The organism is Seonamhaeicola sp. ML3 (assembly GCF_023273855.1).
GTDB lineage: Bacteria > Bacteroidota > Bacteroidia > Flavobacteriales > Flavobacteriaceae > Seonamhaeicola.
The window spans coordinates 2,154,712-2,175,527 of record NZ_CP096884.1 but is presented as its reverse complement, the minus strand read 5'-3'; the positions used below and the strand labels follow the sequence as shown (position 1 = coordinate 2,175,527).

Sequence of the window (20,816 nt, the reverse complement as noted above, 5' to 3'; positions counted from 1 at the left end):
AAAAAAGGAACTTGTATTCAAGTTCCTTTTTTTGTACTAACTCTTCAACGTTCGTTAAAAAGAATTTATTTTTAATTGAATGGTATGTTTACCTGGAGATAATCTTATGTAATTAAAAGCAGATGGTACTTTATCACCGTTATGCCTTAAATCTTTACCATCTAAGTCATTTAATGAAAATTCGGCAACCATATTTCCAGGAATCTCAATTTCATACTCCTGTAAACGGGCTCCTTTGTATGTATACTTAGCTTTAATTGGGCCTCTTACAGTTGGCACCGTAATTTCACTAGACCTAAGCTTACCCATTTGGGGTTTTATTGTTGCAATACCAAAACCTGGTGTCTTTGGCTTTATACCCCAAAGTCCTCTTGGAATTACATTCGCAGGCGCAGCTCCCCAAGCGTGGTTCCAGTCTAAATTAATTTTGTATTCGTAATCCCATGCTTCCAAACTAATTGTAGAGCCGACTCTTATCATGTTATACCAGCTTCTTTTGGCCTTACTTGCCAGTAATTCTAAAGCATAATCTGCCTCACCAGCATTATACAAACCATCCATTAAAAACTGTGCGCCGTAAACGCTACAAGCTAACCCTCTAGACTTCACATAATCAACAACAGATTGGAAATGCTCTTCTGGTACCAAACCAAATGCTAAAGGCATCATGTTGGCGTGTAAAGAAGCATGGTCTGTACCAATACCGTCTACATAAACACCACGTTCTTTATCGAACATCTGCTCATTTACAGCTTTCTTAGCTTTGGCAGCTCTATATTCAAAATCTAATGCCTCTTGAGTTTTACCTAAAATTCCAGCGAACTCCGCCATGATTTTCATGTTCTCATAGAAGAAAGAGTTAATTACCGTATTGTAAGGCTGAAAAACAAAACCATCACGTTCTCCTTTTGTCTTACTTCTAGCGAAATTAGCTCCTGGCCAGTCTACAATATCAGTTAACAGTTTTTTATAACCCTTTTCAAATCCGAGCTTATACATAAAGTCTTGAGTAACTTTTGTAGAGGTTATTAACCCATCTTCGTTAGATAAATCGTAAAGCGTCTTGTACTTTAATTGTTCATAATAACGCTCAATTAATTCGGTGTTACCTGTGTACATGTAATCCGCATAAATCAATAATGCTACGTGCTGTTGCCATTCGGTTGGCCATGTAGGATTTTGCATAAAGTACTCTATAGTACGTCTCGCTATGGCATACTCTCTATCTGTAGTATAATGACTTAATTGATTTAGATAAGCGTCTGCCTCGTAAGGAATACGCTCTCTGTCTCCATCAACATATAAACCAGCAAAAGTGGTTGCTTTAATAGAGTATTTACAAAAATCCCAAACTTGATTTAAAATATCGTTATTACTTTTAAAGCTGCTCGCTTCATCATCCCAATAACTAGTATATCGTAATTGTTCAAAATCTTCAGCTTTTAAAGTTGTTTTGGCGCCTTCAACTTCAGCATATCTAAACGGTTGTAAAACAGGCCATCCTTCTTGTAATGGAATAGCTTTACTAGGCCCCTTCATACGTTTGTCTGGAACTGGATCAATCTCTATCTGATATTTAGTCTTTCCTGGGGTTACATTAACTTTAATTTCTTGATAGCGAATGTTACTTCTTGCAGGCGGTGTTCTATTCACATTACCATTATCATCCACCATTTCACCAATTCTTACGGTTAATGTATGTGGTTCTTTAGCTTCATAATTAAAATCAATGGTTGCAAAAGCAGCCTTACCAAAATCCATGAAATAGAAATCGCCTCTATTTTCAAATTTTACAGGTTTTACTTTATCTATAAGGTATTTATTCTCTGTTGAAATAATATAGCTATCGCTTTTTCCAGTAGTAAACTTTTGAGCTTCAGAATAATCTACCAATCTATTTTCTTCATCCCAAATTCTAACTTTCCAGTAATACGTTTTGTTGAGTTCTAGCGCGTCTCCCATATACTCAACATCAGTAGATTGTAATGATGCTACTCTACCACTGTCCCATACATCTCCATTATTAGCATCTATAATTGCTTTACTAGAAGCAACCAAGACTTGATATGCACTTTGGAATTTAGAACCTAAAGGCACGGTCCAACCGAATTCTGGTTTTAAATCGAATATTTCAACTTCAGTTTGTGGTTCTCTAATGAGTTCTACTGTTAGATCAGTTGGAGCAGCACGATATGCATTGCTGTTCTTCTTAATTAACTCATTTAGCTTAGCTCTTAACTTATTGGCCGTTTCTCTATATTTTTTCTTACCAATAAGGTTTTTAGTTTCTAAAGGATCTTTTTCAAGATTATATAGTTCCTCTATGGTTTGATCGTTTACATATCTAAAATATTTCCATTTTTTAGTCCTAACACCTTCACTTGGTGGTATTTCACTAAAATTCCAAATATGTTCTATTAAAATGGTATCTCTTTCAATACTACTTGATTCCTGCTTTACTATAGGTAACAAACTTTTTCCCTGCCAAGTTTCTGGAGCCTTTACACCTGCAATATCAGCTATGGTTTGTGGTACGTCAATATTCAATACCATTTCATCAATATCTTGATGTTTACCTTCTCTTGGATCAAAAATGATTAGTGGCACTCTAACCGAGTTATCATACATAAGCCATTTGCCTGCAAATTGACGCTCACCTAGGAAATACCCATTATCACCCATGAGTATGATAACGGTATTTTTATCAATGCCTTTCTCTTTAAGTTTTTCACGGATTTTCTTGATTTCTAAATCTATTCCAGAAATCATTCTGTAATACCCTTTAAGACTATGCTGATACTTTTCTGGGGTATCATAACGCCATGTCCAACGTAATCTATTGAAACCATCTCTAACTATTTTTGGCTGAGCCATGAAGTACTTATCATCTCCTAAAGCTGGTTCTGGAATGGTTGTATCCTGTAAAAGGTTATCTGTAGTATCTTGCCAGAAATATTGTTCTAGCGCACCATCGTGTGCATGGGGAGCACTAAAACTTAATGATAAACAAAACGGCTTATTATTAGTTGCATTTTTATCAATAAAATCTAATGCTTGTTGCCCTGTATATCTTGTTAGATGGACTGTATCCTTGTCGATAGTTTTGTAATAGTAACCTCTTTTATCTTTAAAACGATTATTTCTATCGTAAGAGTCGTATTCATCAAATTGTTTATTTAGATGATTGTAGCGTACACCATATTTACCAAAGAACCCTGTATAATACCCATTGTTTTTTAAAAGTGTTGGATAAGAATTCTCCATGTACTCATCTCTAACATTACCTGTTTGAAAGTTGTAGTTATGTGCACGTTCGTGTAATCCAGTAAAAATACTAGCTCTACTTGCCGCACATATGGGCGTTGTAACAATTGCTGTATTGAAATAAGTTCCTGATTTAGCCAAATTATCCATTTCTGGTGTTTCAACAAATTCATTACCAGCATACCCAATCGCATCGAAACGTTGGTCATCTGTTAGAATGAAAATGATATTTGGCTTTTCCTGAGCAATTGCGAAATTGAAACATCCAATTGCCAATGTAAGTCCGAATAAAATTTTGATTTTAGACATTAAAGTTTAGTTAACTGTTAAATATTATAATAGTGTATAAAACTAACTTATTTATTGCCTTACTTTATCCTGCACTGTCCTGAATATTTTATGCATATCACATAAAAAAACTCTCCATCGTAAACAACACATACAATGGAGAGTAGTGACTAACTCAAATAATTATAACTTACTCTAAACTAAAAACTTGAATATTGTTCTAATATATTATGATAAAAAATATTATCTATCCTGTTGTATCCTGAATATTAAACAAAACCTAAAATTCAATAAAAAAAGCGAGACTTAAATGTCTCGCTTTTTTATATATCTAACGGATTTTGTTAGAGAAACTGAAACTATTAATCATCAGATTCAGTAAGTTCTAAAACAAACTGCTCAAATTTCACATTTCTGTTTCTAATAACAAGAGTATCCTTTACTGCATGCGTTTCATTATTTACTGCATCGGTATAAGAATAATCTAAATAAATAACATCACGTTGTTCTCCTCCAAAAGCATCACCATCTTCAACAAATCTTCCAGATCCAGATACATTATAAGGATCGTCTTCAGCACTAGTTATAGTACATGTTTCATCACTATTGAATAGTAATTGGATATTAACATTTCCTGGACTTGTAAGTTCTCCTCTACGTACACGATTATCGTAATTTACACTAGACCTTCCACTAGTCATTAAATCGGTCAACTCATCGTCTACAACAAACTCAGCTCTATATTCAGAGGTAGTTACCTCGCCAAGACCATTTGTCATAACATCAGCTCCACGACGTAAATATATACCTTGGTATTTGTTCATGAACTTTATACCAAAAAGCGTGTAATCTTTTGGAGCAGGATTCCAATCTTCATCTACTACTTTAACAGGGTTGTCTACAAGAGGAACTCCTGTTAATAAAGAGTCTAGTCCTTCAAAATCAGTTATTCTTAAAGGAATTACATAATGTGTTTCATTTTCTGCTGCAAAAGCTAAAGGGTCATCAAAGAATGCATCTTCTAACTGAACAGGAATACGTCCATTTATAGAACCTGCAGGAATAGTAACTGGACTTGACTGTTCTATAGTATAGTAAGAAGCTGGTAATAATTGCACATTAACAGAATCTACTCCCAATGTATTTGCATCTATTAAGTCTGGAGCCAGTTCAAAAAACACTCTTCTGTCCATACCATTTTCAACAACTCCAGACATTACAACACCAATTTCAAATCTACCATTGTTATCGTTGTCATTAAATCCCAGATCGTAGTTACCTTGAACTAAAGTTCTAGCAGGTCTTTGGAATGGAAAAAAGACTGAAGTTGAGCCGAAATCTGCAACTATATTATCTTGATTTTCACAAGCCATGATACTTAGAAGCACTGCGAAAATTATAATTAATTTTATTTTCATGTTTAAATATGTTTTAATTCTTTTAAAATTTAGCCTTAATAGCCTGCATTTTGTTCTATGTCAAATCTCAAAACCTCATTATTAGGAATTGGCATATACAATGTTGGAAAACTTCTGGACTCCACAGATGGTATATCTATGTATTCGGTTCCATTAAAGAAATAACCAGAGGCAGTTTCATTTAAAGATACCCCCCAACGTCTTAAATCCCAGAATCTATGTCCTTCAAAACTAAGCTCTAATCTACGCTCATTTCTAATTAATTCACGCATTGCCTCTTTTGTTGTAATAGATGCTAAATAACTATCTGGCTGGTCAAGACCTGCTCTTTCTCTTATAGCAGCTATAACATCACGAGCAGACATCCCATTAATGGCCTGATCTGGTCCACCAACTTCATTAGCAGCTTCAGCAAATATCAAGAATAATTCTGTATATCTAAAATAAACATCATAATGTCTTTGACCAACACTAGAACCATCATCATTTAACCTTACACCAGGGTGTAATGTCTTTTTAAGGTAATACCCTGTTGTTGTAGAAAATTCAGGAATAGAATCTAATCTATCAATTCCTCCACCAACACCAGTGTTGATAGTTCCTCCTCCATAAGAGCTTCCATTTACTACCACATATTCAGTCAGTCTAGGATCTCTATTACTGTAAGGGTCTTGTGGATCGTAACCATTAGCTGTAGTTGCAGGGAATCCGCTTTGCATTGGGAAAGCATCTACGAAATTCTGTGTAGGATTAACATCACCATCACCATTTACAGAGGGAGGGAATTGACGTCTCTCTACAGCTGAACTTGGGCTACCTTGTATGTTACCTCTCCAAATCATTTCTGCATCATCATCTTCATTATAGGTTTTGTAATATTCTGCACCATTAGCAACTAAACCAGAAACACCTCCTATAGTATTTAATAATTCACTGGCATCAGTTGCCGCCATATTGTAATACCCTTGATCATTTAAAAATGATGGGCTGGCTGCGAAAAGCGCTACACGCGCTTTTAATGCTCTTACTATTCTACCAGAAATTCTTAGGTTGTAAAAAGAACCGTTAACTACCTGATAGTTATCAAAATCATACTGTTGGTATACTGGATCAACAGCTCCTGGGTCATCAGAATAATCGGTTGGTAATAACGCTAACGCTGCATCAAAATCAGCCATGATTGCTTGAACAGTGGCCTCAAAAGATAAACGTGGTGTGTTAAAATTACCGGAAGACTCAATAAACTCAGTTAAATAAGGAACTCCCAATAATTGTCCTGAAGTACCAATACCTGCATGAGCCTGTAATATGTAATAGTGATGCAACGCTCTTAACGCTAGGGCTTCACCTTCCATACGCATGTAAAACATTTCGTTTATTTCTTCGTTAGGAGACCATGCAATCTCACCAGCGTTGATAATTTCTAAAAATTTATTTATCCACAATATACTTTCAAAATTATTCCAACGTGAAGTAGCAGCAGGATTAGACTGAGCGTTTAAACCTCCTTGAGCTATATTTTTTAAGTCATTATTTAATTGGTTGTGAACAGCATCATCTGTTGCTACTTCAGTAAAACCAAACTGGTCTACTAAACGGGAGTACCCATTTAATAATATACCTTCTGCAGATGCTGGATCGGTACTAACAAACTCAAAGTCCAATCTATTTTCATCAATAGGCTCGAAGATGGTATCACAACTAACTATAGCTGTAAAGACAGATATAATTATTATATATTTTGTTAAATTTTTCATTTTATATATCTAATTTTTATTTTATTAAAATGACACTCTTACACCAAGCGTATATGTACTAGACTGAGGTCCACTACCTATATTAAGCTGTCTAATATCTTTATTTTCAGCTACTTCGAATATATTGGTTCCTTGGAAATTTAAACTGAAATCTTCAACACCAATTTTATCACACAAGGTATCAGTAAACTCATAAGTTAACTGAGCTCTATTAATTCTAAAGAATGCATTATCATATAACCAGAACGTTGATGTTCTGAAGTTATTTTGATTTTCCTGAGCTGATAACCTAGGAAAAGTAGCCGTATTCGCTGTTTGTGGAGTCCAACGACCTAACACTTCCTCAGAGTATTTATCCGTACCATCAGGAGCATAATAATTATTAAACCTGTTGTTTAATCTACTATCTTGACCTCCTGTTTGACCGGTACCTAAAACAAATAAATTAAATCTCTTGTATTTTAAGTTAAGGTTAACACCATAAGTCCATGGACTAGCCGTCTGACCAATTGCAACCCGGTCGTCTTGATCGATAATACCATCACCATTTTGATCGGCATATCTTAAATCTCCTGGTTGTACTGCTCCGAAGTCAGGCACAGGTAAATTACCATTTAAAACTAAGTTACCTTCGTTATCTGTAGTAAAGTCTGCTGGTGTATAGAATCCTAAATCTTCAAAACCAAAAACTTCTGACAACTCTAGGCCTTGTCTGTTCTGATATTCAAACTCATTCGTTTCAGATCTTTTTGAAGCTTCAGTTTGGCTGTATAAAACATTCGCTCCTAACCCTATTGAAAAGTCATTAAATGTTTTATTAAAATTAATTCCTAAGTCAAAACCTGTATATAAATTGGCGTTGAAATTATCTCTTGGTCTAAAGGTTCCATAATAAGAAGGATATTGATCGGCTAAGAATACTAATTGTTTATCTAACTCTGTTCTGAAATAATTACCTTCAATCCAAAGTGAGTTCATTAAATACGCTTCAAAACCAACGTTTAAATCTATACGCTCTTCATATCCTAAATTGGGATTAGCCCCTTGAGTAATGTTCTGTCTTCTATTAGAAAATAAACCATCTGCCCATCCAAAAGAAGCTCCATCTGTATAATTCTCATCGTACAAGTAGTACCCATTAATTCCAGTATCTGAACTAATGATTCCTCCAGAAGCTTTTAATTTCAAGTAATTCACAAAATCACTATCCTTTAAAAATGATTCCTCACTTACGATATAGCCTAAACCAACTGTTGGTGAAAACCCACCTCTGTTACCTTCAGGTAATTTAATTGAGTGCGCATAAGCTCCAGAAAAATCAACAAATAATTTTTTCTTGAAATCGTAAGTTAACTGGAACCCTAAATGAGAATCTCTATCAGTTTGTCTGGCTCCGTCTCTCCTTTGCGAATTGTAATACCCCAATATCGTTGTGTTTATTGAGTGGTCTGTAGCAAAAGTTTTGTCATAATTAACTAATGCATACATACCTATTCTAGTAACAAATCCATTAGAAGCTACATTCTCAGATAAATCTCTTCTATCTTGACCAAAATCTTGTAAACCTGTTATTTTTCCATCTTCCCAGCCAGTAATAGCATACGTTCTATACTGATTCGCTATAGAAGTGGTATAAGTATCAAAGAAATCGAAACTTATATAGGTTTTAGCTGATAGTCCATCTGTAACCTTAGACAAATCAAAATTAATAGCATTATTCAACTGCGTTACACGAAACACCCTATTTTGATAACCACCAGCAATAGCTCGTGCAACAGGAGCATTAACTCCGATTTGCTGAGCCGTACCAAGTAAATTACCCTCAAAAATATTAGCTCCAGATAATAGCGTAGCTAAATCTGGGTTATTTTCTGTATCTAAGGCACTTACAGGAATTAAAGGTGCATAATCAAATGGTATGAATGTAGTAGAGGCATTAAGTAAGTTTGATCTAGAACTTTTATCGCTACTTATAATTGCCACACCATCAATACTACTTGTAATCCAGTCGTTTACCTTAAAATCAATATTCCCTCTAACATTAAAGCGGTTAGTACCAGCGTTAACATCTTCATTTATATTGATCCAATCTTCATTATAAAGCCAACCAGTATTTACGTAATACTGCGATTTATCATTACCTCCTGAAAATTCAGCAATAACATTATGAGTAGAAATAAATGGCTGCATGAAATCCAATAAATTAGCATCTGGATACTCAATTGGGTTTAAACCACTTCGTGTGTTTTGAATTTGTTCTTGCGGAAATCCAACAACTGAAACATCTTGACCATCATTTGCAAAAGCCTCGTTACGCATTTCCATAAAAGTAGCAGCATCTAAATAATTAGGCAAAGCTAAAGGTGATCTAATACCTGAACGTACGTTAACATTGACTTCTTTTTTATTTATTTTACCGCGCTTTGTGTTTATTATTATAACACCATTTCTACCTTGGCTACCATATAAGGCCACAGCATTGGCATCTTTTAATACCGTTATTTGCTCTACCTCTTCCATGTTCAATACATTGGGGTCACGACCAAAAACTCCATCAATTACAAAAAGTGCATTTCCAATACCTCTAATGTTGGATGATACACCAAGACCTGTATTATTAGTAGCTCTAACACCTACCACTAAACCAGCTATGTAATCTCTAACAAACTGGGTATTATCGTATGTTAAACGATCCTTAGTATTAATTGACGTTACAGAACCAACTATCTCGCGTCTGTCTTTTTTAACAACTCCCATATTAACCTCATCGTCTTCTGAAGCAAGGAAATCAGATTTTTCTAGAGTTACCTTACCAGCTATAGTAGTTAAGCTAACAAGCTCTGATTCATAACCTTTTTTCTGTATAACAACAGTTTCGTCATTAGGTAATGCTATACTGAATACCCCGTTGGCATCGGTAGACGTTTTAATACCGTTGGGACCGTAAACGTTGACATCACCTAAAGGATTCCCTTGTTCATCAACCACGGTTGCCGATATTTCTACGCCCGCCGATTGAGCAGTGGCAATACCACCAAAGCTCAACATGGTGAAGCATACGAGGGCAAACAACCTATATATTTTATTTATCTTCATTTTATTTTCTTTAGTATTTTAGTATTTAGTTTGTACAAATTTATTACCAACCCGGATTTTGAGGGAAACCTTCATAAAACTGTGTTTGGTTAGCTTCGAACGGTAACCAGTAATGTTTTGGATACTCACAAACTCTCTCTACAAGCAGGAATTCTTCAAAGAATGTCCAGTCCTTATCAAAGTTTAATCCCGTCTTCATTTTGTACTTGTCCTCATGGGCAACTCCCCAACGACGGATATCCATCCATCTGTGTGCCTCATAAGACAGCTCTACTGCTCTCTCTCGTCTCAGCTCGTCCATGAACTTGATGTTGTCTGCAACAATTGCAGGGTGTACATTGGGTATCCCCGCTCTGTCCCTTAGCGTGTTTATCGCCTGTTCCGCAGTCAATGCAAAACCATTGGACGGTGTAGTTGCTCCCTTGGCTACATGAAGGGCCTCTGCATACATTAGGTAAACATCGGTCAACCTCATGTGGATGCGCATTCCCGTAAACCTTCTAATGATATTGTTCCCGCGCTGTACATGGTACTGGCCATTGATCTCCGGATAGAACTTCTTGAACATATACCCTGTTCGTGATACATTACCAGCACCACGGTGTGAACCGGAATTACCGCTTCCGTCGTCCCATAACTGGGCAACTCTATTCTGTGGTTGTACGCCCCCTCTGGTAGAGATAACGTCCCTATCGGAAAAAATCCATGCATCGAAACGTGGGTCACGGTTATCGAACGGCTTGGTCGGGTCGTATAGCGTAGGGCCATAGGCACCGCTCAAATCGTCCTCTATGGATAGCCCATTGGCCATTCCAAAATTGTTGTATATAAAATTATGCGTGGCCGCATCGTTCCCTGATGCAGATTGACCGATAGGTCTTGGGATACCGGCTGCCATGAAGGCTATCGTCTGCCCAACGGATGAACCTCCCGAACCTGCAAAGATAAGCTCCCTAGCTTCTGGAGCAAGACCGGGCCACCTGTTTCTCGGTACTTCCCATAATACTTTCTTGTAATCTTCCATGTTCTGTGCCAGTGAATATTCGCCGGCCTGTGCCAACTTGAGCACTTCTGCAAAAGCCTCGGCGGCCATTGAGGCCAGTTCCGTATCATAGGTATAGGTGTCGATTCCCGGCTGGTTGTTAAAGAACATCAGCGGGCTGGCAGCCCATAACAGGTTCTTCCCCTGAAATGCGTAAGCAGCTCCTTTTGTCACCCTACCGGCATTGTTGCCCAATGTTGCCTGTCCGTAAGTCTCGTTGTCCCAGTTTACGGGCAATAGCTCGATGGCCTTTTTGTAATCCTCGTTAACGGATAATGCAACCTCTTTATAGGTCTCCGGACGTTGTATGGTGATCGCACCCTCGAATACTTCTGTGATGTGTGGGAAACGCCCCCAGAACTTCATGATCTCGTTGTGGAAGAAAGCCCTGAAAAAGTAGGCCTGTCCTAATATTACGTTCTTTTCCTCGGTGCTAAGGCCTTCCATTAAATCTTGGTTGGCAAGCACGATATTGGCCTTACGGATACCTGTCATACTACCTCTCCATATCCTTGGTCTACGTCTGGCCTGGTTGTTATTGGAATCTCCAGGTCTGTTTTGGTGCGTATTCTTACCAAAATAAGCAAATCGCTGGGTTACCCAATTGTTGAGCTGTCCACGGTCCACGGCACCACTGAACTGGCCAGTCCTGAAGGTGTCATCACCAAAGGTATAGTCCTGGAATGAATGTCCGGAAGTACCGTACTCCACTACCAAGTTGTACATCTCCTCTACAAAACCTTGAGAGGTACGGAAAGTCGCAAATACATCTGTTATATCTATCTCTGCTTCCGGTGCGATATCTAAATATTCTTCACAGGAAAATGCAAAAAGCAAACCTAGAAGCAATACTATTTTTATCTTAAAATTTTTCATATCTCTTTTTTTAAAAATCTAAATTAAAACCGACATTAAATTGTGCCATAGTAGGATAATCTCCTCTAAATCTCGAATCTTGAGTTTGACTACTGTTAAACTCCCTATCGTCTGGTAAATCTGTCCATAAGAACAAGTTATTACCATTAGCAAAGATACTTAGTGCTTTAACTCCTAATTTTTCACAAGTCTTTTTTGGAACTCTGTAGTTTAATGCTATAGCTCTTAATCTTGTTAAAGAACCGTCAAACCACTGCTCTCTTGGATCGTTTGCTCCTTGACCAAAAGCAAACTGCGGTTGTGTTCTTGTTGCCGTAGGATTATCTTTTGTCCAATAATTTCTTTCGTGCTCAAAAAATGTATCTATTCGATTTGAGAACGTTCTACTAGTATATTGTCTACTAGCATTTTGTGTACCATAGAATTGTAACGTAAGACTCAATCCTTTGTATTTCGCCCCAACAGTAGCAGCCCAAGTTCTTTGTGGACGCGTTGGAAAACCAAATGGCACATTATCGAAAGCCCCATTGTATACACCATCTCCATCATAATCAACTACGTTATAATACCCTGTACGAAGAAATTCTTGCCCATTTACTAAAGGCGTTGAACTATATAAATCATCTAAACTTCCCAAAATCTCTCCAGGAATAGCGCCTCTTTGCTGACCAATAGGATAGCCTGCCGCTTTTTGGTAAAACGGACGTAATTCTGGATCTTCTCTGTCGATTACTACATCTTTGGCTTGTGTGAAGTTAAAATTACTAAAAATGTTAAGTCCATTAGCAAAGGTATGGTTAGCTCTTAACACAATTTCATAACCACGCACTTCAACTTTACCTCTATTAAATGCAGGTGGGTTAGCTCCAAACCATTCTGGAACAGCTCTTTGACTACTTGGTATTAAGATATCACTACGATCTTCACCAAAAAAGTCTACTTCTGCTTTTATTGCGTTATTAAATAACCCTAGCTCTGCAGCAATGTTATATTTTACAGCTGTTTCCCATTGTAGGTTAGGGTTACCAACATTAGCTTCTCTATAAAACTCATAATCTGAACGTGTGTTGGAAGCATTTGGATTTATAAAAGCTCCACCACCAATGTTCCAAGTTTTTTGGTATTCAAATCTACCTCCACCACTATCATCACCAATTAAACCATAAGACCCTCTAAATTTTAATAGATTTATCCAATCTACGTCTTCCATGAATGCCTCATTAGATACTGTCCAACCAGCAGCTACGGCAGGGAAGAGCTCAAAACGGAAGCCTGGACCATATTTTTCAGACCCGTTGTAAGCACCACTAATATCTAAGAAATATCTTTTATCGTAATCGTAAGTTACCCTACTAACCCAGTCTTCACGAAAAACAGGGAAACCATTACCAGTAGCACGTTGTTGACGTCTTAATAAAACCAATCCTGTTACAGCATGTTTATCTGCAAAGGTTTTGTTATAGTTAAATGAAAAATCGTATAGTAAGTTACGTCTAATAGTACCATCTTGAATGTTTGTAGCGCCCAATGTCCATGGAAATGGTACAAAACCAAAATCATTCACACCATTTGGCGATTCAATACGCTCTTCAAAATCTTCGTTATATACACGATACCTAACATTTTCTTGACCATCTCCTCCTGGATCACTCAAAACCTGTCTACTTTGAGATTGGTTATCTAAAGAAAGACGTCCTTGAAACGATAAGCCCTTAGTTATAAAGTCTAATTTCTGTTTTAAAACAAAGTCTGTATTTATACTAAAGGTATTGGTAGTAGTGTATCCTGTATTTGTTAAAACAACTAAAGGGTTAGAATTTGCAAAAATATCTCTGTCGTCTCTACCAAATGCACCATCAGGAAAAAGCGGTGTGTAAGCATTTGGAGCCAACTCGTAAATCGAATTGGTTACCAAGTTTATATTTCCAGGCGTTTTTTGAATACCATAAAACCCACCAAGTCTTACAGAAAACTGAGTCGTTTTAGTGATATCAAAGTCAATATTACTTCGGTAGTTAAATCTATCATAAGCAAAACCACTCTCATAGCTTTTACCTGTATCATAACTATTACCATCAAAAATATCGGACACCTTTTGGTAAGCTAAACTTCCAAAATACCTAGCGTTGTTTCCACCACCACGTACAGATAAATTAACACGATAGTCTTGAGCAAAATCTTTTACAAGTACATCACGCCAATCTACATTAGGAAAAACCAAAGCTTCTTCTGGACTTGCCGGATTACGAAATCTATCTGCAATGGCTATAGGTCGGTAATTATTCCAAGAATCTTCACTATGAGGAAGCTCACGCAGGATAGATGAATTCGCTTCCATAATAGCATCGAAAACATCTAGTTTTTCTGGTAACTTAGAAACAAATTTTGTAGTAAGGTTGGTCTGTAAGGACAGTTGTGCCTTTCCTTTTTGTCCTCTTTTAGTAGTAATTAAAATAACACCATTAGCACCCTGAACACCATAAACCGCTGTAGCAGAGGCATCTTTAAGTACAGATAGGTTTTCAATATCGTTAAAATCGATATTATCAATATCCCTTGGCGCACCATCAACAAGTATTAAAGGCTGCCCTGAACCATTCCATGATGCTTGACCACGAATAAAGATCTGCATATCATTTCTACCAGGAACACCACTACCTTGTATAGCAACCACACCTGGTAAATTACCTTGTAAGGCTTGCTCTACGTTAGTAATACCTGAGTTTAACTCTTGTAATTCATCACCCTTAATTTGGGAAATCGCCCCAACTACACTTTCTTTCTTCTGAGTACCATAACCAACAATAACCACTTCATCGAGACTCTCAACGTCTTCTTCTAAAGTTACATTGATGGTTGTTCTACCATTTACTTTGATTTCCACATTTTGAAATCCAAGGTAAGAAAACACTAAAGTTTTTTCGCCCGAGGTTAATTCAAGCGAATAGTTCCCGTCAAAATCTGTAGAAGCTCCTCGAGTGGTTCCTTTTTGCAGAACACTTACACCCGGCAATGGGACCCCACTAACATCTTTTACAACACCAGAGACTTTTTCTTGAGCCTGTAGGCTACCCGTAGAGAAACCGCAAAGTATCAATACCAATAGCAACGTCAAGAAAGAAACAGGAAATTTTCTTGTTAAATTTTGTTTCATTTTGAGTTTTAGTTTTAACATAAATTATAGTTTTACTTAGTTTAGAATGCATTAAGTAAGCCCAATTTAACGTAAGTTTAACTTAATGACATAATAATTAAGTAACAATTTTACTAATAACTGTTAAAGTTCGTATCCTGCTCTATCCTGTCGACTGTCCTGTTTTAACAAAAAAGCTATTTCTTTTTTTATAATACCTTGAAATCCATTACTATTATAAACTCAATGATAATTAAATCAGTTTTTTTAGAAGTATAAAATCTTTTTTAAGCTAGTTAATGTCGTTGAAAAATTGATTTTTCAACCAATTAGACTTATGATAAGTATATTATGGAAGAGGACAATTATGAAGAAATTGTTTACTCAGTTGAATATGGACAGAAAATAATGTTAGGACAAAATATTTAATTGGCAATAATAGATATTGCAAAATAGAAAGGCAAACAGAGCTTATTTCTCAGAATACAAGTGTAACCTCGGAGATAAACTTTGAGTTTTGAACTAACCCTTTTTATCACAACTAAAAAACTAATCTAATTATATTTTAATCTCCTGGGCAAACTATTATTCAGTTCACTCTGTAAAACCTTGTAGATTTATTATTTATGATTTTCTACTCTAGGTGGTTTTTGGTAAGAGTAATGAGTTCTTTTGTAATTACTCTATAGTTAAATAAGTCCCTTTAAAACTTTGATTAAGTACCATAACCTCTAGAGGTGAGTTTTCTGAGTGTTTAATGACTTCTATGGATGCGCTTCCGTTGGCCATCTCAATGATTTCACTACCAGTAGGTGTACCTTGACTTACAAGTGCCTTTCCTCCATTTAAACATTGAAAATAGACACACTCCTCGTAATCCAAACAGCGAAGCCCTTTTTTATCTAGTGCAGTTGCAGTAACCAGATAATTTCCATTATCGAGTTTTGTGTAGTTTAATTTTAAAGACCTTGCCTTTTTATTCTTTTCAAATCTATAGTTTACAGTTAGTTCGTCCTGAACTTCTTTTCCTAACTTAGACTTTCCTTTAGAAACCAATTTATTTTCACCTTCAGAAAAATTCAACTCCCAATTTAAACCAGACGCCGGAAATTCTAGGGTATTCCTTTTCTTTACCCCAAGACTTTTACCATTTAGGAACAGTTCTACCTCAGGACAATTACTATAGACACTTACTGTTCTTGATTTTCCTTTAGGTCCCTGTCTTTCGGTCCAGGTATGAGACTCTATATATGTAAAAGGTTTATCGCCCCAATAACTCTTAAATACATAAAACGCATCTTTAGGGTTACCGGTTCGGTCAACTAATCCTTTTTGATTCATATAAGGTATGGCATTTTCTGGTCTCAGAGGCGTAGCAAAATCTTTGAACGCCCACTGAATGTTCCCTACAAAAGTGGAATCGTTTTCTGAAATCCTTAAATGCCAATCGAATAAATCAACTATATAATTTTCACTCCAATCTCCTATTTGGGCTATATTGGCAACATCTGTTTGCACAATAGCCTCTTCCCATCCGTCTGATTGTATTTTGCCTTCTCCAGTTATAGGGTTCTCGGTGTGTCTTCCCACATGACTAGAACCACCATACTCTGCATGAAGGAAATGCGGATATTGTGCCTTGTACTGATCTATTGCTTTTTGATAGCTTTTATAGCTCCCCGAATACCATCCAGACCATATTGACGGGGAGAACACATCTACAATATCTGCGCCTTCGTAATATTTTCTAATGGCTGTCTTTCTTGAAGGATCTAATTCATGTGCGTAAACATGTAGCTCTTTTAAGAACTGATTAATTTTTGAAGTATCATCACCATTTTCAAAATCTGGTAACCAATATATCTCATTACCTAACGACCATAATATAATACTTGGGTGGTTGTAATTTTGTTCGATAATTTCCTTTAGCATGGTTTTGGTATTCTTTTGCCATGCATCGTTTCCTAAACCACCTCTACACCAGGGCAACTCGTCCCAAACCAGTAAGCCTAGTTCATTACAAGTTTTATAGATTTCAGGGTCTTGAGGATAATGAGCTAATCTCACGAAGTTGGCTCCCATATCTTTAATAAGCTCCATATCGGCTCGATGTTGGGCATTACTCATTGCAGCTCCAACACCTGCGTGTTCTTCGTGACGGTGCGTACCTCTTAATAACAAGCGTTTACCATTTAAATAGAAGGCCCCGTGATCTTTAAATTCGAACCATCTAAAACCTATCTGTTCTGATATTTCATCCTGAATTTCCCCGTTTTCTAAAAGCTGTAAATTAAATGTATATAGGTTTGGATTTTCGGTATCCCACAACTTTATATCCTTTAGCGCATTGAAACTGAAAGCAAGTTCTGAATCTGACGCATTTATAGTTTGGGTTTTTATCTCTTCACCCTCCTTACTTAATAGTGTAGCCTTAACTTTGCTATTGGCACCAACGTTGTTTATGTTAAAAGTAGCTATTAGATTAGCTTGGTCTTCTGAAAGATTGGGTGTTGTGATTTTTAAATCATATAAGTGCTTTTTTGGAACCGTTTCCAACCATACATCTCTAGTAATGCCTCCAAAAATAACAAAGTCACTTTTTTGTGAAGGTATAACCTCGGGATTGAAACTATTATCTACCCTAACTAATATTTCATTTTTTCCTGAAGAAATCGCATCAGTTATATCAACATGGAAACCGATATATCCTCCGGTGTGTCCTCCTACTTTTGTGCCGTTTACATAAACCTCACTTTCAATATTTACACCTTCAAAATACAATTCATACAACTGCCCTGAAACTATGCTTGATAGCTCTAATTCTTTTTTGTACCAACTTGCACTTCTTCTGTAACCAGGTGTTACATCAGTGGCATCTAATGCATTCCAGCTATGAGGCAAATTAATAGTTTCCCAATTTTCATACTTAAGCGCATCGTTTATAGACTCCGTATTATTCTCTAAATAAAACCAATTATCATTGATGTTAGTTTTACTTCGTACCGCCTGCTCATTAGAATTTGAGACACACGACGTTACCAAAACAATAGCAATAGCAGTAATAAACTGATAAACTGATTTTATTAACCTCATTTTAAAGTGTTCTATTATTGAAACAACCAAAGGGTTCCAAAACTGATTTTCTGGAAACCTTTAATTGTTAATCTTAGTTGTAAATGTATTAAAGTGCGCAAGGCTAAATGTCCTGCTCCGTCCTGTTAAAAACCCAACGCTTTCAACCTAATAAGGAGCTCTAGAAAATAATAGTCTCCATAAACTATAGGTTCATCCATCTCTACCTTATGTGACCAATCTCCAAAGCTGTGATCCAAAATAAAAGGTACATCCAAATCTTCAGGCAATATATAGCCTGTTGATTTTAGACTTTCAGCTACTTTTTTACTGTAATTTATAAAAGTATCATCTTTAGTATATTGATAGAGCTCAGTTAATCCTGAAGCAACTATGGCAGCAGCCGAAACATCTCTTGAGGTGTTTGGAATATCTGGATGATCAAAATCCCAATATGGAATACCATCTTCTGGTAAATTCTTATGATTTATAAAGTAATTTGCCGTAGCTACTGCACGATTTAAAAATCTCTTATCCTTTGTATATCTGTACGTTGTTGTAAAGCCGTTTATGGCCCAAGCCTGTCCTCTAGCCCAAGCAGAATCATCATGAATGCCCTGATGGGTTACTCGTGCTCTAACATTTCCTGAGATAGTATCATAATCCAATACGTGCCACGTGCTTCCATCCTCTCTAAAATGATTTTTTAATGTTGTAACGGCATGTCGTTCTGCTATTTTATGAAAGGTACTGTCTCCTGATATTTTAGTAGCTTCAAACAACAACTCTAAGTTCATCATATTGTCGATAATGACAGGAAATTGCCAAACATCTTCATTCCAATCCCAAGATCGAATACTACCTATATTCTCATCGAATCGAGTTGCTAAAGTTTTAGCGCTTTTAACTATGATATCTTCGTACGCTTTGTTAGCTTCAACTTTTAAACCATTACCATAACTACAGAATATCTTGAATCCCATATCATGTGTTCTGTCATTGTACTTCTCTCTTTCAACAAAGGCAGTCCATGCTTTGGCGCTTTCCTTGAAAGAGTCATCACCAGTAAGCCTATAAATCTGCCAAAAATTACCCGCAAAAAAACCACTGGTCCAATTACTTGAGGGTACTTTTTTAATGGTATTGGTCTTTGGATTGTAACTTCTAGCAAATGCTGTGGAATCAAGTTCATAATCCAAAAATTTAGAATACCTCTTTTTAATTAGATTGTTTATCTCATCTTCATTTGAAACACTATCTTTCTTCTTTTCATCACCGGGCTTACACGCTATAAAAAGCAATGTAAACCCCATAATGAAAAAACTAACTCTAATCATATAAAAACTATAATATTAGTATCCTGGATTCTGTGGTTCTAAGTTTGGATTTCTCTGTAACTCATCGTTAGGTAGCGGATACAGATAATCTCTTGCAGCTGAGAAGTTTGGTCTTTCTTCAAAGCCACCAGTACCAAATGCTGTAGCTCCTAAATCACGTCTCTTAATATCGTACCAACGCTTAAATTCGAAAGCTAACTCCCATCTACGTTCTTCCATAACCATGTTTCTAAAATCTGCTTGAGACATTCCTGGTGTAACATCTGCAGGAAAACTAGAACCATTTCCATTTCTAGCACGAGCTCTTACTCTATTTACATAACCATCAGCTTCGGTACTTCCAGGAGATACTTCATTAAGCGCCTCAGCAGCGATTAGCAATACTTCTGCATAACGCAACTGTGCATAGTTGTGTTCAGAACCACGACCGTTACCATTTGATGTTTGCCCTGTAAACCTCGCATACTTAGCGATGTAAGCACTTTGAATGTTTCTGGCATCATACGTTGGGAAATTCATAAAATTATCGACAGAGCCGTTAAAAACACCTGTAGTATCTAAACTCACTGCTTTACGGTAATCTCTACCATCCCAACGGTTATATACTTCTATACTTGGTACGGCAACAGACCATCCGCCACCAATATCTCCAAACTGGTTTCCGCGAATCCCTGTAAGTGCTGGCATATAATCTTGCCCATAGTTACCGTTTCTGAATCCGTTATGATCTATGCTAAATAAAGCTTCTTTTAAACCACCTTGCTTAGTTCCATCGAAAAGATCTTGAAAATCTGCAGCCAGTTCTAAACCAAATGTAGCTTCGTTATCAATTACAAATTTGGCTTCGTTATAAGCATTTTGAAAATCCTGAAGCGTTAAGTGCACTAAGGCCAAATATCCTGCCGCTGTAGCTTTAGTGGGTAATGCCGAAGAAGACTGTGTTTCTGGCAACCATTGCTTAGCAAACTCTAAATCTGCTATGATATTGGCGTATACCTGAGCTTCAGATGTCTTAGATATCTCAGAAGCCGATGCAATATCCTGTACAGGACTATCAAAATAAGGTATATCCCCAAAAAGCCTCACCATATGAAAGTAGGTATATGCTCTAACAAAATGTGCTTGTGCAACAACTGGGTTTAATGTTTCCTCTGGAAGACCCAGTCCGTTTCCACCAGCAATAGCTTCATTAGCTCCTGCAATGATTTGATAAACTCTTGGCCAAAACGCGGTAATCATGCCGTTATCATCTGCCACAGCAAAGTTGTCATGATCTTTACGTCTTCCAGCAGTACCTTGATCACCTATACCTACCATATCACTTCTTAACAATAATGGCAGGGAGAACTTTCTGCCCCAAAACGCCTCGGTAGCCATGTTACCATAACTACCATTTATTGCAGTTTGTACATCGTTTATGGACTTGAAAAATCCATCAGGAGATAAAACCGAAACCGGTTCTTCTTCTAGGTCAGAACAGCCTATAATTGGTAATACCAACAATAGAAATAAATATTTTAAATTTTTCATCAT

9 protein-coding genes are annotated in these 20,816 nt (G+C 36.7%); all 9 read right to left on the bottom strand.

Going from position 1 to position 20,816, the window contains the following annotated elements:
- Positions 1-54 precede the first annotated feature (54 nt).
- The 9 genes from M0214_RS09810 to M0214_RS09770 all read right to left on the bottom strand — a co-directional run bounded on the left by M0214_RS09810 (position 55) and on the right by M0214_RS09770 (position 20,816).
- Positions 55-3,573: a sulfatase-like hydrolase/transferase gene (locus tag M0214_RS09810; protein WP_248722388.1), complete on the bottom strand. Its 3,519-nt coding sequence runs from the start codon at positions 3,571-3,573 to the stop codon at positions 55-57.
- Positions 3,574-3,914: 341 nt separating this feature from the next.
- Positions 3,915-4,970, bottom strand: a complete 1,056-nt coding sequence (locus M0214_RS09805; protein WP_248722387.1) for a DUF5627 domain-containing protein — start codon at positions 4,968-4,970, stop codon at positions 3,915-3,917.
- 35 nt (positions 4,971-5,005) lie between these two features.
- Positions 5,006-6,727, bottom strand: coding sequence for a RagB/SusD family nutrient uptake outer membrane protein (locus M0214_RS09800; protein ID WP_248722386.1), 1,722 nt, complete (start codon positions 6,725-6,727; stop codon positions 5,006-5,008).
- 24 nt (positions 6,728-6,751) lie between these two features.
- Entirely contained in the window at positions 6,752-9,823 is a 3,072-nt protein-coding gene (locus M0214_RS09795) for a SusC/RagA family TonB-linked outer membrane protein (protein WP_248722385.1), read from the bottom strand.
- Between the two features lie 43 nt (positions 9,824-9,866).
- Complete coding sequence (locus tag M0214_RS09790) at positions 9,867-11,741, bottom strand: RagB/SusD family nutrient uptake outer membrane protein (protein WP_248722384.1); 1,875 nt, start codon at positions 11,739-11,741, stop codon at positions 9,867-9,869.
- A gap of 10 nt (positions 11,742-11,751) precedes the next feature.
- Complete coding sequence (locus M0214_RS09785) at positions 11,752-14,895, bottom strand: TonB-dependent receptor (protein WP_248722383.1); 3,144 nt, start codon at positions 14,893-14,895, stop codon at positions 11,752-11,754.
- 657 nt (positions 14,896-15,552) lie between these two features.
- Positions 15,553-17,967, bottom strand: coding sequence for a glycoside hydrolase family 2 protein (locus M0214_RS09780; protein WP_248722382.1), 2,415 nt, complete (start codon positions 17,965-17,967; stop codon positions 15,553-15,555).
- 125 nt (positions 17,968-18,092) lie between these two features.
- Positions 18,093-19,283: a glycoside hydrolase family 88 protein gene (locus tag M0214_RS09775; RefSeq protein WP_248722381.1), complete on the bottom strand. Its 1,191-nt coding sequence runs from the start codon at positions 19,281-19,283 to the stop codon at positions 18,093-18,095.
- 15 nt (positions 19,284-19,298) lie between these two features.
- Complete coding sequence (locus M0214_RS09770) at positions 19,299-20,816, bottom strand: RagB/SusD family nutrient uptake outer membrane protein (RefSeq protein ID WP_248722380.1); 1,518 nt, start codon at positions 20,814-20,816, stop codon at positions 19,299-19,301.